This is a genomic window from Escherichia sp. E2661 (assembly GCF_004745185.1).
In the GTDB taxonomy this organism is placed as follows: Bacteria; Pseudomonadota; Gammaproteobacteria; order Enterobacterales; family Enterobacteriaceae; genus Escherichia.
In genome coordinates, this window is the sequence record NZ_PDIG01000035.1 from 351,948 (window position 1) to 374,461 (window position 22,514).

The window sequence follows — 22,514 nt, forward strand, 5'->3', positions numbered from 1 at the left end:
GACTATGCATACCCATCGACGTGTTTGACGGTAGGTTATTGCCACGCAAATTTACATCCTCACTCTCATGATTGTGAGCCGTAGCCAATCGTTAATTGGTTTTTCACCACCGTCATGGCCGGTATTAACTGCCCTTTATAGCGCACGTTGTAAATAAAGTGAAAAAACGCCTCCCGCCGATAAATGGCGGGCAGGTGTTAAATGACCGGCGAGAGCAGGCAGGGGCTGACACCAGGTCGTACTGCATAAATTTATCTCCAGTCCCTGCGGCGCTGGAGTGAGTAGGTTTATTTTCCACGCAATATATTTCACTGGTGCGTTACGCGGTACGGCGGTGGGGGCGTGAAGAACACGCCCAACCAGTAATTCTTCCCCAGTCGTCAGCGTGCCGCCGCTGCTCTGTTGGCTCCAGCTTCCTGCGGAAGCCAGGCACAATGATGAATGGAGCGTCAGCAACAGAAGTGCTGTCTTAATGGCTTTCATTATTTTTGTCCGCCGATACAGGTCGACATATGTAAAATTCTGTCGTGTGCAATTTCCTGCGTGGACAACACCACCAACTGTGGGTAAATCCGGCGCAGAAAACGGGAAAGCATGGTTCTGAGCGGCGGCGCGACAAGCAGTACCGGCGGAATATTACGCGCGTTTTGCTCAAGGATTGCCTGTTCTGTCTGGCGAATCAGGTTGTCGGCAATACCCGGTTCAATGATGCTGTTATTCTGGATCGCCTGCAGGAGAATCTTCTCAAGGTTACTGTCGAGGCCAATCACGTCGATATCTTTATTATTACGGAACCAATGTTGGGTAATTGCCCGACCGAGGCGGCTACGGATTTGAGCGGTTAAATCATCAGGATCGGTGATTGTCGGCGCAAATTCAGCCATCGTATCGATAATAGTGCGCATATCACGGATAGAAACTTGTTCCACCAGGAGATTTTGCAGCACTTTATGGAACAGCGTTAAAGAGATCACGCCAGGAATCAAGCCATCTACCAGTCGTGGCATATCTTTTTCAAGGCGATCGAGCAGCAGTTGGGCTTCATTGCGTCCAAACAGTTCGCCAGTGTGCTGGGTAATCAGATGGTTCAGATGCGTTGCCACCACGGAGGCCGGGTCAACCACGGTATAACCCTGTACCTGAGCTTGCTCACGCTGCACTTCATCAATCCACCATGCCGGGAAACCAAATGCCGGATCTTTACACGGCGTACCGTCCAGCTCACCTTCGGCGCAGCCTGGGTTAATTGCCATCCAGCGTTCAGGATGAATCGTGCCATGACCAATTTCCACGCCTTTCAGCAGGATCCGATAACTGCCAGGTTCGAGACTCAGGTTGTCACAGATGTGCACCGACGGCGGGAGAAAACCCATTTCATGCGCAAAGTTTTTACGCAGGCCACGGATACGCGTCAGTAGCTGACCGTTTTGATCGCTATCAACCAGCGGAATTAAACGGTAGCCCACTTCCAGTCCCAGTACGTCCTCAATCTGTACGTCTGCCCAGGAGGCTTCGGCTGTGGCGTGAGCGGCTTCAGCGTGGATTTCGTCACGCGTTTTATCTTCTTTGCTGGCCGACTGGTTATTCTCCTGACGACCGCGTAACCACCAGGCTAACCCCAGCAGTGCAGCGGTAAAGAGCAGAAATACCAGATTAGGCATTCCAGGAATTAGGCCAAGCAGACCGATTACGCCCGCCGCCAGCAGCATCACCTGAGGATTGTGGAACAACTGTCCCACCATTTGCTCCCCGACATCCTGTTCGGTCGCTACGCGCGTCACAATAACACCGGCAGCGGTGGAGATTATCAGGGCAGGGATCTGGGAAACCAGACCGTCGCCAATGGTTAACAGGGTATACGTTTCACCGGCTTGTCCGATCGCCATGCCGTGTTGCAGAACACCGATAGCGAGGCCGCCGATAATGTTAATGGCCATAATCATCAGGCCCGCGATGGCATCGCCGCGCACGAACTTACTGGCACCGTCCATTGAGCCGTAAAAGTCGGATTCCTGGGTCACTTCGTTACGACGGCGCTTGGCTTCGGCTTCACCGATCAGACCGGCGTTAAGGTCTGCATCAATGGCCATCTGCTTACCTGGCATCCCGTCGAGAACGAAGCGAGCGCCCACTTCGGCAATACGTCCGGCACCTTTGGTGATAACCATAAAGTTAATGATGATCAGAATCGCAAACACCACGATGCCGATAGCAAAGTTACCGCCTACCAGAAAATGACCAAACGCTTCCACGACGCGACCCGCCGCCGCAGCGCCGGTGTGGCCTTCCATCAGGATGATACGCGTCGAGGCAATGTTCAGCGCCAGTCGAAGCAGGGTGGCAAACAGGAGGACCGTCGGGAATGCCGAGAACTCCAGCGTGTTTTTGGTGAACATGGATACGAGCAGGATCATCAATGAAAGGACGATATTGAACGTAAACAGGGTGTCCAGAAGAAACGCCGGGAGCGGCAGGACCATCATGGCGAGGATCATCATGATCAGCACCGGGCCGGCCAGTATTCGCCACTGGGTATCTTTCAACTGTGGTAAACGTAATTTAGTGGCGATATCAGACATCGGTATTCATCTCGTGGTTAAAATCCAGTTTTTCCGGTACAGGAAGGTTCCGGGGTGGTACGGGTTTGGTTTCGCCGGTGTGGCGCCAGCGACGCAGGCTGTAGACCCACGCGAGCACTTCAGCCACCGCGCTATAAAGTTCTGTTGGGATCGGTCTGCCAATCTCGCTGTGTCGGTAAAGCGCACGCGCCAGCGGTGGCGCTTCCAGCATCGGGATCTTATGTTCTTTCCCCAGCTCTCTGATGCGCAGTGCGACTTCCCCTGCGCCTTTGGCCAGCACGATGGGTGCGCTCATACTGTTTTCTTTGTATGACAGGGCGACGGAGTAGTGCGTTGGGTTATTGACAATCACATCAGCTTCAGGCACATCGGACATCATGCGGTTTCTGGCGATAGCGCGCTGCATCTGCTTGATTCTGTTCTTGATGTGCGGATCGCCTTCCTGCTGTTTAAATTCATCGCGTATTTCCTGGCGGGTCATACGCAGCTTTTTCAGGTTGCTGAAGATCTGGTTAAAAATGTCATAGCCAACCATCGGGATAATGCACAGTAGTACCATCATCAGGCAGTGCAGAATCAGGTCCATCGCGCGGCCAATCGCTTCAGGCAGTGGAGCACTCACTAACTGGATGAAATGCTCTTTATTATTAATAAGATACAAAGTGCAGCCTGTTCCTACTAAAGTAACTTTCAGACATCCTTTTAATAATTCAGCGACCATTTGCCCTGAAACCATCCGTTTCATTCCTGAAAGTGGATTTAAGCGTTTTAAATCTACTTTCAGGCCACCGCCCAGGTGAAGCCCACCAATCAGTAATGGCGAGGCAATCCCCACGACAAACAGCCCAAGCAGAAAGGGCATCAATGCCTGAATCATCATGACCAGCATGTCGTAAAGCTGGTGAATCATGCTTAACGGGTCCTCAATTTGATTTCTGTTGAGGGTTAACCCGGAATGCAATAACTGTAATAACGTGCGGGCAAGGTTTTCTCCGCTACCCGTCATCAGCGACCAGCCTGCTAACAGAATCAGCAGGGAGGTGAGTTCTCTGGAACGAGGAATCTGCCCTTTTTTCCGAGCTTCTTCTTTTCGGTGAGCTGTGGGTTCTTCTGTTTTTTCCTGATCGCTTTCTTCTGACATACGCCTGCCTGGATTTATTTCCTCTGATAGCCATTAAAGCCCTGGTTATCAGAGGAAATGACATTACATAGATTAAAAGCCGAGACTCTGGAGAAGGTCATCAACCTGGCCCTGGGATGTCATCACACCTGCCTGGGTGTTATCGATTTGCGGACCATTGATTAATGAATTAGCGACTTCTTTCGTCGGTACAGTCTCTTCAGGAATGTTCTCTACGAGAACCCGGATCAACTCTTTTTCGACAACTTCAATAATGGTCATCATGCGCTGGATAACCTGACCGGTCAGATCCTGAAAGTCCTGCGCCATCATGATTTCCATGAGTTGATTATTAGTTTTGCCAGCCAGACTGGTCGCCTGTTTCAGGTAATGTCGGGTATCCTTTACCAACTCACGCGCTTCAGGCAGTTCAACAGGCGCATCAAACCAGGCATCCCAGCGTTGCGTTAACTGCTCAGCTTCGCTGGTGATATAGTCCTGCATTGGTCTTGTTTCTTCTACACAGCTCAGAACACGCTCCGCAGCCTGCGATGTTTTCTTTGCCACATAATTCAGGCGTTCGCGGGCATCAGGGATCGCTTCAGCCGCATCCATGATGGTTCGCTCAAGGCCAAGACTGACCAGACTATCCCTTAGCATCCGTGTGATATTACCAATACGGGTAAAGACGTCTGGATCGTGATTCTTTGGTGGCAGTTGCGCAGACGCGGTCATGATTATCCCCCCGAGCTTCTCAAAGATTTTGTTCAGCTTTTCTTCAAGAGTGGCTGCGGTAAAAGGTTTAACCACATAACCGCTGGCACCGGCCTGCGCTGCCGCGATAATGTTTTCTTTCTTCGCTTCTGCGGTAACCATCAGCACAGGCAGCGCTTTAAGCGCGCTATCCTGGCGAATTTCATTCAATAGCTGCAAACCGTCCATGTTCGGCATGTTCCAGTCACTAATGACAAAATCGAATGGTTCTTTTTTCAAACGCGTCAGTGCGTCATGACCATCTTCCGCTTCGTCAACATTGTTGAAGCCGAGATCTTTAAGGAGATTGCGGACAATGCGACGCATGGTGGCAAAGTCATCAACAACGAGGAAACGTAAATTCTTATCTGTCATGGTATATCCTGAAATGTTTCTAAGTACGAAACAGGCTGTTAAATACGGCGAGACTGCCCGGTTATGTTATTGAGAATTTGTTGGCTCATTTCATCCAGGTCGGCGACTTCTGTTACTGCCTCTAATGCCAGTGCTTCACGGGGCATACCGAATACCACACATGAGCGTTCGCTCTGGGCGAGAGTTCGGGCGCCAGTGTTACGCATCGCCAGCAGGCCTTTCGCACCATCGTTACCCATCCCGGTCAGGATCACCCCGACGGCATTTCGTCCTGCGACGCGGGCAACGGATTCAAACAGCGTATCTACCGACGGACGATGGCGGTTAACAGGCGGCGTGTCGCTAAGTTTGATATGGTAGTTAGCCCCGCTACGTACCAACTCCATATGTCTGCCACCTGGTGCAATATAAGCATGACCCGGCAGCACGCGGTCATCATGCTCTGCTTCCTTTACTGACAGCAGGCAGGCTTTATCAAGTCTCTGGGCAAAAGAACGGGTAAAACCTGGCGGCATATGTTGTGCAATGACGATCCCCGGACATGTCGGAGGCATTGGCAACAGGACATGGCTTAATGCTTCCGTACCACCGGTCGATGCGCCAATGGCAATAATTTTTTCACTGCCAATAAGCGGTGCGCGAATTACTGGGGGAACCGTTCTTTTCTGGAAAGTACGAACGCTCGCCGCGATACGAATTTTGTCGGCGATCATATCGCTGTATTTTTCCATGCCTTCCTGAAGTCCTTGCTGAGGTTTAGTAATAAAATCTACCGCTCCCAGTTCCAGCGCCGCGAGAGTGATATCTGATCCTTTGCTGGTCAGTGACGAAAGCATTAATACCGGCATTGGGCGCAGACGCATTAAGCGCTCAAGAAAATCCAGACCATCCATGCGCGGCATTTCAACATCCAGCGTCAGCACATCCGGGTTATGTTGTTTAATCAAATCACGGGCCATGATGGGGTCATGCGCCGTGGCGACCATTTCCATATCCGGTTGTTGATTAACAATTCGCGTCATGATGTTGCGGATTAACGCCGAATCGTCCACGCACAACACTTTTATCTTTTTCATTTGTTACTCCTTTGCCAGGCAGTAAACAGATTGGCCGCGCAGGCGGAAATGACTATTTGCGGTATTAAAATGTTCTGAATGACCTGCAAACAAAATTCCACCTGGTTTCAGTATTTCTGCAAAACGGCGCATAAGAATATTCTGTGTATTCCTGTCAAAATAAATCATTACGTTGCGACAAAAAATAGCATCAAAAGGTGCAGGAATATCCCACTGCGGATCCACGAGATTAAGCTGTTGGTAATGAATCGACGACAACAGCTCTCTTTTTACTTTTACTTTATCTCCGTGATTTCCGGTTCCCCGTAAAAACCAGTCTTTTTTCTGTTTTTCATTCAGACTAGCTAAATCGGATAATTGATAAATTCCTTTTTTGGCATGACGCAGAACATCGGTATCAATATCGGTTGCCAGTATACGAGGCCCCGTAATACTACGACCCAATGTTTCTTCCAGCGTCATTGCAATTGACAGCGGTTCTTCGCCGGTGGATGCCGCAGCGCACCAGACGTTATACATACCGCGTCGACTCCGCGCATGTTCTGCAAGAATAGGGAAATGGTACGCTTCACGAAAAAAAGATGTCAGGTTAGTGGTCAGCGAGTTGACAAATGCCTGCCATTCCGGCGCCTCTGAACTGCTTTCAAGCAGCGCCATATACTCGCTGAAACTGTTCATCCCTAGCTGAGTGATTCGGCGGGATAAACGATTATAAACCATATCTTTCTTTTGGCCATTCAGGACAATACCTGCCCTACGGTAAATTAACTCGCTGACGCGTGTTAAATCCTTATCCGTGAGAGTGTTCAGACCTTGCGCGGGGAATTCAGTGTGATTAGCCATATTGCGGAATTTTATTTCTCAGTGTTTCCGCCTTTAGCGGGGAATTGAGAGTTATTTTCAACATGCGCTCAGGATTTCAATGCATATCACCCGATCATAAACACCGCCAGGCGGTGATCAGGTGATACGGGAAAACAGAAAATAACAATCAGGATTAACGGAGTGACTAAACCGAAAAATCGACAATCAGACACCCATATTCATGATGTCCTGATACGCGCTAACCATTTTATTGCGTACCTGAACACCAAGGTTAAGTGCTACAGATGACTTCTGCATCGAAACCATAACATCATTTAAGCCAACCCCCGGCACGCCTGCCAGATAGTCTTCAGAGCCTTGTTTGGCCTGATTCTGGAGCTGGCTGATATTATTGAGGCTGTTAAATAACACATCAGAAAATTGTGTTTTATTTTCTGTGTCATTTGTTCCTGTCGGAGCAAACTGATTCTGCATTGCAGAAACCTGGCCTGCCTGACGCTGAATCTGATTCACTACCCCATTGATTGTATTTAGGGACATATCGTTATTTCACCTTACTGACGCTTAACAACAGATAGTTGATACTAATGTCTTATCAATTCTGTTTAATTTAGGCGTACTTTATCATGGCGGAAGTTCAGCAGCATTGTGGGAAAAGTCAGCACAAACCTGTTCTTATTGCAGATTAGGTTTAGGGCAGTTTCAGGCGATAATTCTTATCTGGCAAATTTTCTGAAATGAAAAATTGTCGCGAATAATACTCATCACCAGTTTGTTCATCTGCATCTGCAATATGACACCTGCGTTGAAGTCGTACCATTTAACTTTACAGGAATATGGCATGAATGCCACAACCCAGGGTAATAAAAAAAATAGTCCCTTTGATTTTAAGGCACTACTGGAACGAATTCGGGCAAATCCCAGAATTATTTTTATGATCGCAGCGGCGGCGGCAATTTCAATTGTTGTCGCCTTGCTATTCTGGATGCAAGGGCCAGTTTATCGCGTTCTCTACAGTAATATTAGCGAACAGGACGGCGGAGCGATTGTTACTCAGCTTAGCCAGATGCAGGTTCCTTATCGCTTTGCCGATCATAACGGCGCCATCATGATCCCGGAAGACCAGGTTTATGAGGTCCGACTTAAACTCGCGCAGCAGGGATTGCCGAAAGGTGGCTCTGTAGGATTTGAACTGCTCGACCAGGAAAAATTTGGTATTAGCCAGTTTAACGAGCAGGTTAATTTCCAGCGTGCGCTTGAAGGAGAACTGGCTCGCACTATTGAGACGCTGGGTCCAGTACAGAGCGCCCGTATCCACCTGGCAATACCGAAACCGTCACTGTTTGTGCGCGAACAAAAAGCGCCTACCGCCTCAGTGACTCTGACTTTACAAAATGGCAGAACACTGGATGAAGGCCAGGTTAACGCCATCAGTTACATGATAGCCAGCGCGGTTTCTGGCCTTGATGCCGCTCATGTCACCATTGTGGATCAGTCTGGCCATTTGCTTTCCGGCAGTGCACTCACAATACCCAGACAACACAGCTTAAATATATCCGCGAAGTTGAAGATGACTATCAAAACCGTATTCAGGCCATTCTGACGCCCGTTGTCGGTAGCGCCAACGTTCGCACACAAGTTACGGCACAAGTTGATTTCACGCAGAATGAGCAAACTGTTGAGGAATATGCTCCCAACACGTCGCCAGACAAGATGTCCATCCGCAGTCGCCACGTTGTTCATGATGAGCAAGGCGGGAAAAGCGGCGTTGGCGGTGTACCTGGCGCGTTAAGTAATCTACCGCCTACGGCAGCCAGCGCTCCGGTTACCACCTCAACGCCAGCGCGCGGTGCTAAAGATAGTGCTACCCGCCCGGCTTCTCAGGCGGTCAGTCCAAAGCTACAACCCTACAGTCAGAACCATGACGACATTACCAATTACGAGCTGGACAGAACGCTAAAACATATCACCCGTAACACGGGTAATGTGGAACGTTTGTCGGTCGCGGTTGTTATTAATTATCTGCCAGGAAAGGCCGGAGAACCGGCGGCTCTGACGCCAGCGCAGATGAAGCAAATCAACGATCTGGTTAAAGAGGCAATGGGCTATACCGCTTCCCGTGGGGATTCGGTAAATGTGGTTAACACACCATTTAGCCAGTCAGATAAAGACATCGCTCTTCCACTGTGGCAACAGCAGGATGTTATTCAGTTAGTTCTTACCGTACTGCGTTACCTTTTAGTCGCTCTGGTTGCCTGGATGCTGTGGCGTAAAGCCGTATGGCCATTCTGGGTGAAACATCAGGAAATGCTGCTCCAGCGTCTCGAGATGGAAAAAGAAGCACGTCAGGCCGAAGCAACGGCACAGCGGCAGAAAAAAGAACACAGCGAACTTGCCAGGGCGCAACAGCGCATGGATACCGAGCTTACTACTCAGCAACTGCGTGAAATGGCCGATGAGGCACCGCAGATTATTGCACTGGTTATTCGCCAGTGGATGAATAAGGAGCAGAAATCATCATGAATGCCGCCATGCGAAGCGCCATTATTATGCTAACGCTCGGCGATGACCGGGCAGCCGACGTCTTCCGCCATCTCAGTCCTCAGGAGGTGGCACAGATAAGCAGCGCCATTGTCAGCATTCACTCTTATACCCATGAGCAGATTGCCCAGGTGTTGAGTGAATTCAAACGCGATTCAGAAGAGTATGCGTCCATCAGCATCAATGCGGATGAGTATTTACGTAATGTTCTGGTGAAAGCGCTGGGTGAATCCCAGGCCGAAGCCTTGCTGGATAATTTGCTGGATGCCCATAGTGAAAACAACGGTATCGAGACGTTGGGTCTGATGGAACCGTATATGGTTTATGACCTGATTCGGGAAGAGCATCCGCAGATTATTGCAACCATTCTGGTGCATCTGAAACGCGCTCAGGCAGCAAACGTACTGGCGAAATTCGAAGAACGCGAACGTAACGACATTATGTTGCGTATTGCCACCTTTAACGGCGTCCAGCCGGTGGCACTGCAAGAACTGACGGATGTACTGAACAATCTGCTCCACGGTCAGTCACTGAAGCGCAACAATATGGGCGGTGTTCGTCCGGCGGCTGAAATTCTCAACCTGATGAAAACTCAGCAGGAAGAAGCGGCGCTTACTGCATTCCGCGAATTTGATCCTGAACTGGCGCAAAAAATCATTGATGAGATGTTCCTGTTCGAAAATCTGGTGGATATGGACGACCGCAGCATCCAGCGCCTGTTGCAGGATGTCGATGGCGAGTCTCTGTTGGTTGCGTTGAAAGGATCCGATCAGGTACTGCGTGAGAAATTCTTCAGCAACATGTCCAAACGCCAGGCCGAAATTATGCGTGATGATCTCAATTCACGTGGTCCGGTACGTATGACTCAGGTCGAAGCAGAACAGAAATCCATTCTGTTGGTGGTACGTCGTCTGGTGGAAGCCGGAGAGATGGTGATTGGTGGAGGTGAGGATGTCTACGTCTGAGACAACCTGGAAACCCTGGCGGCCTGATGATCTACTCGGGCAGAGCAGTTCTTCATGGCCAAATCTGGAGTCTGAAAACCACGCAGATGTAGATCCCATGTCTGACCCGGACCGGCAGGCAGAGCTTGCCCGTGTTCGCCAACAGGAAGGGCAAAAAGGCTTTACGCAGGGGCTGGTAAAAGGCGAGGAAGAGGGGCGTCGTCGCGGCTATGAAGAAGGATTACAGCAGGGAAAAACGGAAGGCATTAACCAGGGATTAGCGGAAGTTCATGCTCAACAGGCTTTGTTAACTTCGCAGTTTTCCCGCGTTATGGAAAGTTTTCAGATCTCGGTTGAAAACATGGACAGCGTCATCCCCGCCCGCCTGGTGCAACTGGCGCTGATGGCGGTGCGTACTCTGCTGGGTGAGCAGGGCGTTACGGATAAAATGCATACCGGACTGATGAATCACATTCGCACGCTACTCAATGAAGACCGCTTACTGAAAGGTAAATTTCGCCTGACCATCAGCGCGGAAGAACCAGAAGAGGTTCGCCAGCAGCTTGAGACGTTGCTCTCATCCTATGACTGGGAATTGTGTGCTGATCCCCATCTTCTCCCCGGCGGTTGTCGGATCAGTACGGAAGAAGGGGAACTGGATGCATCGCTGGAAACCCGCTGGCAGTCGTTGTGTCAACTGGTTCGCAACAGGGAAGGTGTATGACTTCGCATCTTAAAAACTGGCTGGGTGCTCTGGAACAGCAAGAAACGCGGATGACGACGTTACCCGCTTTTCGTCAGTACGGCAGGCTGATCCGCGCGACTGGACTGGTGATGGAAGCCACCGGACTAAAATTACCCATCGGAACGCTGTGCATTGTTGAACGTGACGGCCCGGATGGTATTCGTTGTGTAGAAAGTGAGGTTGTTGGTTTCAGTGGACAAACGCTGTATCTGATGCCGCTGGAACATGTGGACGGCATCTTGCCTGGCGCCAGAGTCTGGGCGCCGGATAGCGGTGATAAGTTAACACAAGGCAAGCAGCTTCCTGTTGGGCCTGGATTATTGGGGCGTGTGCTGGATGCCAGCGCGCGACCACTGGATGGCCTTCCTCCTCCCAGTAATAGTGATCGGGCAACATTATTTACCGCTCCGTTTAACCCGTTACAACGCGACCCCATTCGCAATGTGCTTGATGTCGGCGTTCGGGCGATCAATGGCTTACTGACCGTGGGGCGAGGCCAGCGCATGGGGCTGTTTGCAGGTTCCGGGGTCGGCAAAAGTGTCCTGTTAGGCATGATGGCGCGCTATACCACCGCAGATGTGGTGGTTGTGGGACTCATCGGTGAACGAGGCCGTGAAGTCAAAGATTTTATTGAAAATATCCTCGGACAGGATGGCTTACAGCGGTCGGTGGTTATTGCTGCGCCTGCCGATGTATCGCCGGTACTGCGTATGCAGGGGGCGGTATATGCAACCCGTATTGCGGAAGATTTCCGTGACCGTGGATTAAATGTGTTGCTGATCATGGATTCGCTGACGCGTTATGCGATGGCGCAACGTGAGATAGCGTTAGCCATTGGCGAACCGCCAGCAACCAAAGGCTATCCGCCTTCTGTTTTCGCCCGTTTACCGGCCCTGGTGGAGAGAGCCGGGAATGGTATCCGTGGCGGTGGATCAATCACTGCATTCTATACCGTATTGACGGAAGGCGACGATCAGCAGGACCCGATTGCGGACTCCGCTCGCGCCATTCTCGACGGACATATTGTTCTGTCACGCCGACTGGCGGAATCAGGCCACTATCCGGCCATTGATATTGAAGCGTCTATCAGCCGTGTGATGACGGAAATTACGCCACCCGCGCAATTTAAAAAGGTACAGCGTTTTAAACAACTTCTGTCCTCGTGGCAGCGGAACCGGGATTTGGTCAGCGTAGGGGCGTATGCCAGAGGCAGCGATCCTTTACTGGATCAGGCGATCACCTTATATCCAGAAATGGAGCGCTATCTGCAACAGGGCATCCATGAACGCCAGGAATATGATGTTTCATGTCGCCAGCTCGATGCGTTATTCCCGGAGAACAGAGGCCCTGAAGCAGGTGAATAATCATGGCAACGTCAGCACCAATGGATGTTTTGCGGGATCTGGCCGAAAAGAAACTCAATGACACCACGGTGCGGCTGGGGCGTGCGCGCCAGTCGCATGAGAATGAAATTTCCCGTTTACAACAATTACAGACATACGAATCGGAATATCGTCGACAACTGCAAAACACCATTGCCGATAAGGGGATGTCAGTGTCTACGCTCCAGTCATGGCAAAGTTTTATTGGTGCGCTGGAAAAGGTCGTTTTGCAGCAGGTAAACCAGGTGAACAACAGCCAACAGATTGTCGATGCCTCGCTCAACGACTGGCAAAAAGATCGTCAGCGGTTAAACGCATTTGAAACATTAAAAAGCCGGGCCGAAGCCCAGCGTCTATTGAAAGAAAACCGACAGGAACAAAAAATGATGGATGAATTTGCCCGCCGCGCCAGCCAGAGGGGAAAATAAAATGCAGGTAATTTCTTTACCTATGAATACTGGCAATTTGGGGCATGGGCCCTCTGCACCCCAGAATGATACAGATGCGCCATCATTTGCAGATGAACTCGGCAGTAAATTGCCTCCTGATTCCAGTACGAAGCTTCATCTTCCGTCGGGAGGAACGGTAAATCTGTTACCGACTGAAGAAGAAAAAGGAAAGGAAACCTCTGATGTGGAACAGCCTGGCATAGTGGATGGTTTGTTGTACATGCTCCCGGCGCAAAGTGCTCCATTACCGGGGGCGGGGATCAATCAGGAAATGACACAATCACCGTTTTTTGAGGGCGCAGGACTGGTTTCTGCCGTGAAAAACCCGGCGGTGTTGCCAGAAAATATGGCATCCCAAACGGAAAAAGCGGATTCAGGCGTGAGTGTGTCTGACACTGAACTTTTACCGTCTCCGGATGGGGATGAGTTACAAACTGGCACTTTCGATAGTAGTCCTCAAAAGCTGAACAAAGCCGTTGCATATTCTGCGTTGGCGGGGAAAGTCGGCAAGCCGATTGCGCATCTACCTTCATCGCTGCCACAAAATCAGGGCTCCTTGCATCTTGAGTCGGCAACCAATACCGGTAATGCACTGCCTCAGTCATCGGAACAATTGGCAACGTCTATTGATTCGGCGATAGCAGATAAATCGGCGGAACAGATGCCTGTACAGCATCAGGATAGCCATATGGCTGATGCTCTACATATCCCAACCATTGGGGATATGAGTATTCAAATCCGTGAGCCCGTGGGGGTATCCCCATCTGCGCAACCCTCGGTATTGACCGCGTCTGTGGGAACTACGGAATGGCAGCAGAATTTGAGTCAGCAGTTGGCCTGCTTTACTCGTGAAGGGATCCATCATGCGGAACTGAGATTGCACCCTGAAGATCTTGGTAGTCTGCACATTAGCCTGCGGATAAATAACGATCAGATGCAGATTCATTTTGCCGCAGCCGACCACCAGGTTCGCAATGCGCTTGAAACGGCGATGCCGCATTTGCGAAATTCCCTTGCGGAATCTGGGATCTCACTGGGGCAAACCAACGTTGCCGCAGACTCCAGACCTTCATGGGAAAACGGTTCGCAAAATCAGGCAGCAGAGCAGGATATGCAATCTGAAGACGGTACGGAAATCGTGCCAGATGAGCCAGGCGTAATTCTGCATACGCTCAGTCGTTCCGGCGGAATAAATACTTTTGTCTGATACTTTAATTTTGTTATTTATCTGAAAGCCCGGTTTCCGGGCTTTGTGGTTTTATTCTGACGGTATTCCTGTCGGGTTTAGACAGGGTTCGTTACGGGCTGTTGATTGCGTTTCTGGTCTTTAATTTTATTAATATTCAACTGGTTATGAATTTTACACGGGCAGTGATTTTTTATCATTTCTGCAACATTGATTTTTATTAATGATGCAGGCAAACGTTTACAATGTTGTCTGAAGTCAAATCTATCTATCAATTTAATGCCAGCTGCGACATTTTTTTTGCCGGATTATTAATACCAGGTTATGTAATAGAATACAGCTCCTGTCCCGGGTGTAACGGGGTGCAAATTACTGAGTATATTTTTGTGATGTCAAAAAAGAAGCTGGATACCACTCAGAGTGGCAAAAAAAGTAAAGGTCGCATAGCGCTGACCGTCCTGGCATTTATTATTGCCAGCGCCTGTTTCGGCTATACCTGGACAGAACTGGATAAAATAAAAAACAATATCAAAAGCAGCACTGTAGAACATGAAATTGAAGAAATAGAGGAGGCTATAGAGGAACCTATTTATACCCCTCTGGATACGTTTACTGTCAGTCTGAAACCAGACGCTGATGGGGGCGAACATGTTCTGTACGTCGGCTTGACGTTGCGTTTGAAGGATCCTCGTTCCCAGGAGCTGTTAAGACGTTTTATGCCCGTCGTTCGCAGTCGCCTTCTGATGTTATTTTCTCAACAGACGATGGAATCGCTGAGTACAAGCAAAGGTAAAAACCAACTTATCCAACAAATTGAACAAGAATTATCAAACCCACTATCCGGGAAACAGACGGTTAAAGTTACCGATGTTTTATTTAACGTCTTTATTTTACGGTAATCGCTATGTCTGACAATATTTTGTCACAGGATGAGGTGGATAGTCTTCTGAATGGCGATGGTAACGGCGCATCTGAAAACACTCTATCTGCCATGGCTCCTGAGGATGATATCCGTCCTTACGATCCGGTGACGCAACGACGCGTTGTTCATGAACGACTCAGCACACTGGAATTTATTAATGAACGTTTTGCCCGCCAGTTTCGTGTCGGCGCGTTCAACGTGTTGCACCGCAGTCTGGACGTCACTACCGGTAATATTCGGGTACAGCCATATCATGAATTTGCGCGTAATTTGCCCGTGATGACCAATCTTAATTTGATTCATCTGTCACCTTTGCGCGGGACGGCACTGTTCGTCTTTTCTCCCAATATGGTGTTTATGTTGGTGGAAAATTTATTTGGCGGTGGCGGACGTTTTAAAACAAAAGCGGATGGGCGGGAATTTACCCCCACTGAACAACGTATTATCCAGCGTATTTTGTCAATTGCCCTTGAGGCTTACGACTTTGCCTGGAGTACGGTTTATAGCCTTAAAACAGAATATATTCGCTCAGAAATGCAGGTGAAATTCACCAATATTACGTCGTCACCGAATGATATTGTGATTACAACGCCATTTTATATCGAACTGGGTTCCGAGTGTGTCCAGATGGATATCTGCATCCCGTTCAACGTTATTGAGCCAATACGTTCTTTGCTTACCAGTCCCCCACAGGAAAACGCCTGGCAGGAAGATCAAAACTGGCGTAATACGCTGGCTTCACAGGTCAAAAATACGGAACTGGAACTGGTAGTGAATTTATCCGATGTACAGATGCGACTGTCACAAATTATGAGCCTCAAGCAACACGATATTTTACCGTTAGATAAACCTGAAATCGCTGAAGCTTATGTTGATGGCGTGCGGGTACTGTCCGGGAAATATGGCAGCGCAAGCAATCAGTACGCCTTGCAGGTAGAAGAACTTTTTAATACAGCATTAGCACCTTTTTTCTAAGGAGAGCTCGCATGAGCAAGAATGAACAGGCGGGCACTACCTCTACTCCCGCAGATACGGCCTGGGCAGACGCACTGGAAGAACAGCGCGAATCCGCAGGAACGACGGGCGTGATGGACGGGGCGAAAGCGATTGCCTCTGACCTGAATCTGGTTATGGATATTCCGGTCAGAATGACGGTAGAACTTGGCAGAACCCGTATGACCATCAAGGAACTTCTGGCACTGAGCCAGGGGTCAGTGGTTGCGCTGGAAGGTCTGGCGGGTGAACCTCTGGATATTTTGATTAATGGTTATCTTATTGCACAGGGAGAAGTGGTTGTGGTGTCGGATAAATTCGGTATTCGTATTACCGATATTATTACGCCATCTGAACGTATTTATCGCCTGAGCAGATAATGATCAATAGTACCCATACAGTTTTACCCACCGCTTCAACAACCAGCATGTCGTCGGTATGGATGCATACCGGCGGTATCCTCTGCCTGATAATATTCGGGTTACTTCTTTTACTCTGGTATTTACGTCGTTCTGGCGGTATCTCAGGGAAAAAAAATGGCCGCAATGCGCTGTTAAATATTAAATTCAGCCAGTCGCTGGGGCCGCGTGAACGCCTGGTTCTTGTGGAAGTGGGAAATCAATGGTTACTGCTTGGCGTGACGGCAGAAAATATCTCCTGTCTGAGCGCCATCGACAAAAAAACAGTCGAAGAAAATTTTGCGGCTGTTGATCAACCGCAGTCCCGTACCTCGCTGGTTGACTGTTTTCAGACAGTGCTGGCAAACAGTCTGCGAGGGCGTTATGGCAATCAGCAATAAAATAAAACCGTCATGGCGGGTAATGCCGATTATCTGTGGCCTGTTGGTCATGGTGTTTGGCATCGGGTTTCCTGTACATAGCGCATTCGCTGCTAATAGCGACATTCTGTTAACTCGCCCGGCAGGTGGGGAAGGCTGGTCCTTACCAGTACAGACGCTGGTCCTGCTGACGTCGCTGACATTTCTGCCCGCTATTTTGCTGATGATGACCGGTTTTACGCGCATCATCATTGTGTTGGGATTGCTGCGTAACGCGTTGGGAACGTCATCAACACCACCAAACCAGGTGCTGTTAGGTCTGGCGCTGTTCCTCACTTTTTATGTCATGTCGCCCGTGTTTAATAAAATCTATGACGACGCATGGATGCCTTTAAGTCAGGATAAAATCACCGCTCAGGTCGCCATCGATAAAGGCATTCAGCCGCTGCGGGAATTTATGCTGCAACAAACGCGTCAGGATGATCTGGCTTTATATACCCGCATCGCTCATCAGCAAAACTTCGCCGGACCGGAAGATGTGCCGCTAAGCCTGCTGGTTCCGGCGTTTGTCACCAGTGAATTGAAAACAGGTTTCCAGATTGGCTTTACCATCTTTATTCCGTTTTTGATTATCGACCTTGTGGTCGCCAGTGTCCTGATGGCGCTGGGGATGATGATGGTGCCGCCTGCGACAATCTCATTACCGTTTAAATTGATGTTGTTTGTTCTGGTCGACGGCTGGCAGTTGCTGATTGGTTCACTGGCTCAAAGTTTTTTTAGCTGACGAGGAGAAGAGATGACAGAAGAACAAGTCATGGCGATGGGATTCCAGGCCATTAAAGTCGGTCTGATGATTGCTGCCCCGTTATTACTGGCGTCGTTGGTTGCCGGGTTGGTTATCAGTATTCTCCAGGCGTCCACGCAAATAAACGAGATGACATTATCGTTTATTCCCAAAATATTGCTGCTCGTGGTGGTCATTATTGCCCTTGGCCCCTGGATGTTAAGCGTCATGCTTGATTATATGCACGGGCTATTTAACAGCCTGCCTTATCTGATTCGCTAGTTATGCTCACACTCTCTCTGGCTGATCTTTACCTGCATATCGGTCAGTATTTCTTCCCGTTTTTGCGTATCCTGGCTCTTTTTACGTCAGCGCCGATCTTTAATGACAAATCGATCAATAAAAAGGTCAAAAATTGCGCTGTCGGCACTCATAGCCTTTCAGATAGCCCCCATATTACCTGAAAGCAATATTCGTATTGTTTCGTATGAGGGATTTCTGACGGGGGCGGGGCAGCTCATTATTGGCCTTATCACCGGCTTAATCATTCAGTTGATTTTTGTGGCTGTCCGTCACGCAGGCGAACTTATTGGCCTGCAGATGGGACTTTCATTTGCCACCTTCTATGACCGTGCCGGTGGGCAGAATATGCCCGTGATTGCCCGCTTTCTTAATTTACTGGCTACGCTGATCTTTTTAATCGCCAACGGGCATCTTTACCTTCTGGAGATTATCGCCCGCAGCTTTGATATTTTGCCCGTTGCGGCCACGTTACCCAATGCGTCTGCTTATCTGGCTTTTGTAAAACTGGCGGGGCTTATTTTCAGTAGCGGCCTGATACTGGCGTTGCCTATTGTGGCGTTACTGCTCTGCATTAACCTGACGCTGGGTATTATTAACCGTCTGACGCCGCAGCTGTCGGTTTTTGTGATCGGTTTTCCTATTTCACTCAGCGTTGGCTTACTGGCGTTATCGCTGATGATGTACTCTTTTGGTCCGCTTTTTGAAAGCCTGATGGCTACCATCTTTGATAATCTTCTGCAAATTATGACTGCGATGAGATAGCCCTGCCTCGCAGTCGTTGTGAACCCGGAAGCCTCAGTATTTTTGTCTTAAAATTTTGTCGTTTTCCGTGCGGATCTCCCCGCTGATATACAGCTCGCAAAATTGCCGGTAGGAACTCAGGCCTAATTTTTTTAGCGCGCCGCGTCTGATCTGATACAGCGTCGGTTCCGGTATTTTCATGCAGCGGGACATTTCGCTTATTGATTCCCCGGCAAGGGGAAGCACCAGACAAATCCATTCTTTCAGGGAAAACCCATAACGTTCGTCCCGGTAGCGATTAATCGTATGCATAGGACGGAATGTTTTACCCCGTAGCCAGGTCTGGAAGTTACGCTGAAAAAGACCGGAGTGCAGGTTATGGGAGTTAAAAAAAGTGACCTTACCGGCAAACTTGCGCGAGATGTAATACGTCAGATAGGAGTTATAGCGGCTGACCAGCACGCCAACGCGTTTACGGCTGTTAATCTGGATGAGAAAGTCGACGGCGTCTTTGAAGATACGCAGCGATTCGGTCCCTGACATATCAAGCACTAGCATAATAGTCAGCGTATCATCCATACCGATAGTGACTTGATCAATGCGATGAATAAACGACAAGTTAATGTTGTTGTCGGAGAAAAGATGCTTCATCCCAAATGTGAAATATTCACACAGGGCCATGACAAATACAGGTGGTGTAGAATGAGTACAGATTTCCATTAGTGCGCGGTCCTCGCGTATATTCCTGATTACCTGACTGGTGTTGTTCATCAGTAGTAAAGGTACTGTTGGGATCTAACATCCTTAGTGGTCAGTATAATACACTATATTAAGGAAATCCTGATTGAGAAACTTCGATATGAAATATATTCAGAGTTTAATACTAAGACGTAATAATTATTCGTTATAGAGATAAGCTGGCGGCAATGTCGATGTGTTCGATCCTGCATTTTTTTTCAAAATGGCCAAGTGTAATCATTTTTATTATTACTTACGATAAATATTCTTATCAAGAAAACGACTATTCCGAGTATTAATGCGTTTTATTTCCAGTCGCTAAGATGATGGCGGATACTTAATGATAAAAAACCAGCCCAGGAGGAAGATCCGGGCTGGTCGGGGGGCACGCTGGCAGAATCATTCTGCCAGGGGGGGTGCTTATTAACGCAGAAGCTGCAGAACGTTCTGCGGAACCTGGTTAGCCTGTGCCAGAACAGAAGTACCCGCAGACTGCAGGATGTTCGCGCGGCTCATTTCAGACACTTCAGACGCGAAGTCAGCGTCCAGAATGCGAGAACGAGACTCGGACAGGTTGTTAACGGTGTTGTTCAGGTTGCTGATAACAGAATCGAAACGGTTCTGTACGGCACCGAGGCCAGAACGCAGTTTGTCAACCTGAGACAGCGCGGCATCGATAGCTTTCAGCGGATCGGTGGTGTTGACTGCGTTTACGCCGGTATCGGTTACTGTGGCTTTGTATGCTGTCGGTGCAGTTTTGTCAATGGTGACATCAGCCTTAGTTAAGCCACCTTTGCCGTCATCAAGATAGTAGTTACCTTTACCATCGTCTTTCAGGGTAGAGCCACCAGGTACGCCAGCTGGTTTAACCAACTGAGTCGCTTCCTGACCTTGTACTGTTTTTACATTATCTGCTTGTGCAGCAGTGGTGTCCTTGGTCGCACTGTTGAAGGTAAAACCACCTTTACCGTTATCAGTGGCTTCAAAGTAGTCAGTCCCATCTGTTACGTATATTTTCCCGTCATCACCTTTAACAATATCAGTTACCGCAGCTGGAACACCATTACCATCCGTGGCTTTTGCCACATCATACTTATAGCCTTCGTCAACGGCTATGTTGCCGTTAGCATCTACGGAATTATGAAGAGTCGCAACGTTCGGACCAGAAACGTTGAAATCAGTCATACCGAGGGTATCAGCATCCATCTTGGTCAGATCGATATCGATAGTTTCTTTATCGTTAGAACCTACCTGGATAGACAGAGACTGATCCTGGCTGAGAACTTTAACGCCGTTAAATTCAGTCTGATCGGAGATACGGTCGATTTCAGACAGACGGGCGTCGATTTCGTCCTGGATGGACTGACGGTCAGAATCGGAGTTAGTGCCGTTCTGCGCCTGAACGGTCAGGCGACGGATGTTCTGCAGGTTATCGTTCACTTCGTTCAGCGCACCTTCAGTGGTCTGAGCGATAGAGATACCGTCGTTAGCGTTGCGGGAAGCCTGAGTCAGACCAGAGATGCTGGCGGTGAAACGGTTGCTGATAGCCTGGCCAGCAGCATCGTCTTTTGCGCTGTTAATACGCAGACCAGAAGACAGGCGTTGGATCGCAGTGCCGAGAGTGGACTGAGATTTGTTCAGGTTGTTCTGTGCAACCAGGCTCAGTGCGTTGGTATTAATGACCTGTGACATGATATATCCTCAATTAAAACCTGACGGTGCGATCCGCCCGGAATAGAATTTAAATAAAATATGCGTTATGACTGCCGCATACCCTATATATCGGCGCAGCCATAAAATGGCTAAAGTGTATTTATGTAAAATATCAAAGTTTTTATTCGAGATTATTAATAATCTGAGTTCAGGTGTGAGGTTGAGCGCAGGTAGCAGGAGAGGGAATATTTGTTTTCGGATTATCTGACGAGAACGGTTGTCAGGCAATAATAAATTTTAACGACTGGATAAAAATAAAACCAGCCCGAGGGGATACCGGGCTGGTTAGAATTATCGACAGAACTATTTTGCCAATAAAGAGATTAACGCAGAAGCTGCAGAACGTTCTGCGGAACCTGGTTAGCCTGTGCCAGCACAGAAGTACCTGCAGACTGCAGGATGTTCGCGCGGCTCATTTCAGACACTTCAGACGCAAAGTCAGCGTCCAGAATGCGAGAACGAGACTCAGACAGGTTGTTAACGGTGTTGTTCAGGTTGCTGATAACAGAATCAAAACGGTTCTGTACGGCACCGAGGCCAGAACGCAGCTTGTCAACCTGAGACAGCGCAGCATCGATAGCTTTCAGCGGATCGGTAGTTGCTGGTTTGGTGTTAACAGCGGTTTTTAAATCCGTGACGGTGGCGGTGAAATTACCGTTTTTATCATTCGTGGTATCAATTTTAGCGTTGGTTAAATTACCCGCACCATCTTCCAGATAGTAGTTACCTTTACCATCGTCTTTCAGGGTGGTGCCTGTGGGTGCTGTTACATTCTCAGCGTGATAGGCTTCTTGGTCTTTTACTGAGGTGATACCGCCAGCCGTTTTTGCTGCGGTAGTTGCATCAACTGTACTGTCGTAGCTCAAACCACCTTTACCGTCATCAGTGAGTTCATAATACTTCTCGTTACCTGCGCCCCCTTTAGTATCTTTTGCGTAAAGTTTTCCATCATCAGCTTTAACAATATCAGTTACATCAACTGTACCTGCTGCGGGTGCCGGATTCGCACCATTTGTAGCTTTAGCCACATCATACTTATAGCCTTCATCAATCTGCACGCTAGTGGTCGCATTCAGCGTTGCGGGATCAACACTAGCTGCCACGCTGAAATCGGTCATACCGAGGGTGCCGGCATCCATCTTGGTCAGATTGATATCGATAGTTTCTTTATCGTTAGAACCTACCTGAATAGACAGAGACTGATCCTGGCTAAGAACTTTAACGCCGTTAAATTCAGTCTGATCGGAGATGCGGTTGATTTCAGACAGACGGGCATCGATTTCGTCCTGGATGGACTGACGGTCAGAATCGGAGTTAGTGCCGTTCTGTGCCTGAACAGTCAGACGACGGATGTTCTGCAGGTTGTCGTTCACTTCGTTCAGCGCACCTTCAGTGGTCTGAGCGATAGAGATACCGTCGTTAGCGTTGCGGGAAGCCTGAGTCAGACCAGAGATGCTGGCGGTGAAACGGTTGCTGATAGCCTGGCCAGCAGCATCGTCTTTTGCGCTGTTAATACGCAGACCAGAAGACAGGCGTTAACCGGTTAACCGGTTCCTGGAAGGCCAAT

At 49.0% G+C, this 22,514-nt stretch carries 21 protein-coding genes and 3 pseudogenes; 13 read left to right on the forward strand and 11 right to left on the reverse strand.

Annotated features, from left to right (window positions below; translation table 11 throughout):
• Positions 1-135 precede the first annotated feature (135 nt).
• The 8 genes and pseudogenes from CRI63_RS18720 to fliE form a co-directional block, all read right to left on the reverse strand.
• Entirely contained in the window at positions 136-483 is a 348-nt protein-coding gene (locus CRI63_RS18720; protein WP_135520393.1) for a flagellar protein FlhE, read from the reverse strand.
• Complete coding sequence (gene flhA, locus CRI63_RS18725) at positions 483-2,579, reverse strand: flagellar biosynthesis protein FlhA (RefSeq protein ID WP_130224512.1); 2,097 nt, start codon at positions 2,577-2,579, stop codon at positions 483-485. The genes CRI63_RS18720 and flhA overlap by 1 nt, the downstream gene beginning before the upstream one ends.
• A complete protein-coding gene (gene flhB / locus CRI63_RS18730) occupies positions 2,572-3,720 on the reverse strand; it encodes a flagellar biosynthesis protein FlhB (protein WP_130224514.1) in 1,149 nt (382 codons plus the stop codon). Before flhB ends, flhA begins: the two co-directional genes overlap by 8 nt.
• 72 nt (positions 3,721-3,792) lie before the next feature.
• Positions 3,793-4,434, reverse strand: coding sequence for a protein phosphatase CheZ (gene cheZ, locus CRI63_RS18735; protein ID WP_130224516.1), 642 nt, complete (start codon positions 4,432-4,434; stop codon positions 3,793-3,795).
• Positions 4,435-4,443: 9 nt separating this feature from the next.
• A pseudogene (gene cheY / locus CRI63_RS18740) lies at positions 4,444-4,827 on the reverse strand (chemotaxis response regulator CheY); the annotation flags it as partial.
• Positions 4,828-4,865: 38 nt separating this feature from the next.
• Positions 4,866-5,903, reverse strand: a complete 1,038-nt coding sequence (locus CRI63_RS18745; RefSeq protein ID WP_130224518.1) for a chemotaxis response regulator protein-glutamate methylesterase — start codon at positions 5,901-5,903, stop codon at positions 4,866-4,868.
• A 3-nt stretch (positions 5,904-5,906) separates the two neighbouring features.
• On the reverse strand, positions 5,907-6,746 hold the full coding sequence (locus CRI63_RS18750; RefSeq protein WP_130224520.1) for a CheR family methyltransferase: 840 nt from the start codon (positions 6,744-6,746) through the stop codon (positions 5,907-5,909).
• Between the two features lie 186 nt (positions 6,747-6,932).
• Positions 6,933-7,268 carry a flagellar hook-basal body complex protein FliE gene (gene fliE / locus CRI63_RS18755; protein ID WP_135488351.1) on the reverse strand — a complete coding sequence of 112 codons (336 nt, stop codon included), beginning with the start codon at positions 7,266-7,268 and terminating at the stop codon, positions 6,933-6,935.
• Positions 7,269-7,569: 301 nt separating this feature from the next.
• Here fliE and fliF point away from each other — a divergent pair.
• The 13 genes and pseudogenes from fliF (at position 7,570) to fliR (ending at position 18,517) form a co-directional block, all read left to right on the forward strand.
• Positions 7,570-9,251 (forward strand): annotated as a pseudogene (fliF, locus tag CRI63_RS18760) (flagellar basal-body MS-ring/collar protein FliF).
• Positions 9,248-10,234: a flagellar motor switch protein FliG gene (fliG, locus tag CRI63_RS18765; protein WP_130224526.1), complete on the forward strand. Its 987-nt coding sequence runs from the start codon at positions 9,248-9,250 to the stop codon at positions 10,232-10,234. Before fliF ends, fliG begins: the two are co-directional and overlap by 4 nt.
• Positions 10,221-10,937, forward strand: coding sequence for a flagellar assembly protein FliH (locus CRI63_RS18770; RefSeq protein WP_135520395.1), 717 nt, complete (start codon positions 10,221-10,223; stop codon positions 10,935-10,937). The genes fliG and CRI63_RS18770 overlap by 14 nt, the downstream gene beginning before the upstream one ends.
• Positions 10,934-12,322: a flagellar protein export ATPase FliI gene (gene fliI, locus CRI63_RS18775; RefSeq protein ID WP_135520397.1), complete on the forward strand. Its 1,389-nt coding sequence runs from the start codon at positions 10,934-10,936 to the stop codon at positions 12,320-12,322. Before CRI63_RS18770 ends, fliI begins: the two co-directional genes overlap by 4 nt.
• Positions 12,323-12,324: 2 nt before the next feature.
• Positions 12,325-12,768 (forward strand): flagellar export protein FliJ, encoded by a 444-nt coding sequence (fliJ, locus tag CRI63_RS18780; RefSeq protein WP_130224532.1) that lies wholly within the window; start codon positions 12,325-12,327, stop codon positions 12,766-12,768.
• Between the two features lie 205 nt (positions 12,769-12,973).
• Positions 12,974-13,996, forward strand: coding sequence for a flagellar hook-length control protein FliK (locus CRI63_RS18785; RefSeq protein ID WP_167852325.1), 1,023 nt, complete (start codon positions 12,974-12,976; stop codon positions 13,994-13,996).
• Between the two features lie 224 nt (positions 13,997-14,220).
• On the forward strand, positions 14,221-14,874 hold the full coding sequence (fliL, locus tag CRI63_RS18790) for a flagellar basal body-associated protein FliL (RefSeq protein ID WP_240782769.1): 654 nt from the start codon (positions 14,221-14,223) through the stop codon (positions 14,872-14,874).
• Positions 14,875-14,879: 5 nt separating this feature from the next.
• A complete protein-coding gene (gene fliM / locus CRI63_RS18795) occupies positions 14,880-15,872 on the forward strand; it encodes a flagellar motor switch protein FliM (protein WP_135520401.1) in 993 nt (330 codons plus the stop codon).
• An 11-nt stretch (positions 15,873-15,883) separates the two neighbouring features.
• Positions 15,884-16,270, forward strand: coding sequence for a flagellar motor switch protein FliN (gene fliN / locus CRI63_RS18800; protein WP_130209631.1), 387 nt, complete (start codon positions 15,884-15,886; stop codon positions 16,268-16,270).
• Positions 16,270-16,689 (forward strand): flagellar biosynthetic protein FliO, encoded by a 420-nt coding sequence (fliO, locus tag CRI63_RS18805; protein ID WP_130224540.1) that lies wholly within the window; start codon positions 16,270-16,272, stop codon positions 16,687-16,689. The genes fliN and fliO overlap by 1 nt, the downstream gene beginning before the upstream one ends.
• A gap of 49 nt (positions 16,690-16,738) precedes the next feature.
• On the forward strand, positions 16,739-17,452 hold the full coding sequence (gene fliP, locus CRI63_RS18810) for a flagellar type III secretion system pore protein FliP (protein ID WP_130224623.1): 714 nt from the start codon (positions 16,739-16,741) through the stop codon (positions 17,450-17,452).
• 12 nt (positions 17,453-17,464) lie between these two features.
• Positions 17,465-17,734 carry a flagellar biosynthesis protein FliQ gene (gene fliQ / locus CRI63_RS18815; protein ID WP_130224542.1) on the forward strand — a complete coding sequence of 90 codons (270 nt, stop codon included), beginning with the start codon at positions 17,465-17,467 and terminating at the stop codon, positions 17,732-17,734.
• A 102-nt stretch (positions 17,735-17,836) separates the two neighbouring features.
• On the forward strand, positions 17,837-18,517 hold the full coding sequence (gene fliR, locus CRI63_RS18820; RefSeq protein ID WP_346763496.1) for a flagellar biosynthetic protein FliR: 681 nt from the start codon (positions 17,837-17,839) through the stop codon (positions 18,515-18,517).
• Positions 18,518-18,550: 33 nt separating this feature from the next.
• Here the strand turns inward: fliR and CRI63_RS18825 are convergent, their stop codons facing one another.
• From CRI63_RS18825 to CRI63_RS18835, 3 genes and pseudogenes are all read right to left on the reverse strand, one after another.
• Complete coding sequence (locus CRI63_RS18825; protein ID WP_130224546.1) at positions 18,551-19,216, reverse strand: hypothetical protein; 666 nt, start codon at positions 19,214-19,216, stop codon at positions 18,551-18,553.
• Between the two features lie 441 nt (positions 19,217-19,657).
• Positions 19,658-20,926: a FliC/FljB family flagellin gene (locus tag CRI63_RS18830; RefSeq protein ID WP_130224548.1), complete on the reverse strand. Its 1,269-nt coding sequence runs from the start codon at positions 20,924-20,926 to the stop codon at positions 19,658-19,660.
• A 344-nt stretch (positions 20,927-21,270) separates the two neighbouring features.
• Positions 21,271-22,482, reverse strand: a pseudogene (locus tag CRI63_RS18835) (FliC/FljB family flagellin); the annotation flags it as partial.
• Positions 22,483-22,514 lie beyond the last annotated feature (32 nt).

Excerpts from the sequence above, each read along its gene's own strand:
- CRI63_RS18745 (WP_130224518.1), bottom strand. The coding sequence starts at position 5,903 with ATGAAAAAGATAAAAGTGTTGTGCGTGGACGATTCGGCGTTAATCCGC.
- fliL (WP_240782769.1), top strand. The coding sequence starts at position 14,221 with ATGTTGTCTGAAGTCAAATCTATCTATCAATTTAATGCCAGCTGCGAC.
- flhB (WP_130224514.1), bottom strand. The coding sequence starts at position 3,720 with ATGTCAGAAGAAAGCGATCAGGAAAAAACAGAAGAACCCACAGCTCAC.
- fliO (WP_130224540.1), top strand. The coding sequence starts at position 16,270 with ATGATCAATAGTACCCATACAGTTTTACCCACCGCTTCAACAACCAGC.
- fliM (WP_135520401.1), top strand. The coding sequence starts at position 14,880 with ATGTCTGACAATATTTTGTCACAGGATGAGGTGGATAGTCTTCTGAAT.
- fliP (WP_130224623.1), top strand. The coding sequence starts at position 16,739 with ATGGTGTTTGGCATCGGGTTTCCTGTACATAGCGCATTCGCTGCTAAT.
- CRI63_RS18825 (WP_130224546.1), bottom strand. The coding sequence starts at position 19,216 with ATGGAAATCTGTACTCATTCTACACCACCTGTATTTGTCATGGCCCTG.
- CRI63_RS18770 (WP_135520395.1), top strand. The coding sequence starts at position 10,221 with ATGTCTACGTCTGAGACAACCTGGAAACCCTGGCGGCCTGATGATCTA.
- fliR (WP_346763496.1), top strand. The coding sequence starts at position 17,837 with ATGACAAATCGATCAATAAAAAGGTCAAAAATTGCGCTGTCGGCACTC.
- fliI (WP_135520397.1), top strand. The coding sequence starts at position 10,934 with ATGACTTCGCATCTTAAAAACTGGCTGGGTGCTCTGGAACAGCAAGAA.
- fliE (WP_135488351.1), bottom strand. The coding sequence starts at position 7,268 with ATGTCCCTAAATACAATCAATGGGGTAGTGAATCAGATTCAGCGTCAG.
- flhA (WP_130224512.1), bottom strand. The coding sequence starts at position 2,579 with ATGTCTGATATCGCCACTAAATTACGTTTACCACAGTTGAAAGATACC.
- cheZ (WP_130224516.1), bottom strand. The coding sequence starts at position 4,434 with ATGACCGCGTCTGCGCAACTGCCACCAAAGAATCACGATCCAGACGTC.
- CRI63_RS18830 (WP_130224548.1), bottom strand. The coding sequence starts at position 20,926 with ATGTCACAGGTCATTAATACCAACGCACTGAGCCTGGTTGCACAGAAC.
- fliQ (WP_130224542.1), top strand. The coding sequence starts at position 17,465 with ATGACAGAAGAACAAGTCATGGCGATGGGATTCCAGGCCATTAAAGTC.
- CRI63_RS18720 (WP_135520393.1), bottom strand. The coding sequence starts at position 483 with ATGAAAGCCATTAAGACAGCACTTCTGTTGCTGACGCTCCATTCATCA.
- CRI63_RS18750 (WP_130224520.1), bottom strand. The coding sequence starts at position 6,746 with ATGGCTAATCACACTGAATTCCCCGCGCAAGGTCTGAACACTCTCACG.
- fliJ (WP_130224532.1), top strand. The coding sequence starts at position 12,325 with ATGGCAACGTCAGCACCAATGGATGTTTTGCGGGATCTGGCCGAAAAG.
- fliN (WP_130209631.1), top strand. The coding sequence starts at position 15,884 with ATGAGCAAGAATGAACAGGCGGGCACTACCTCTACTCCCGCAGATACG.
- fliG (WP_130224526.1), top strand. The coding sequence starts at position 9,248 with ATGAATGCCGCCATGCGAAGCGCCATTATTATGCTAACGCTCGGCGAT.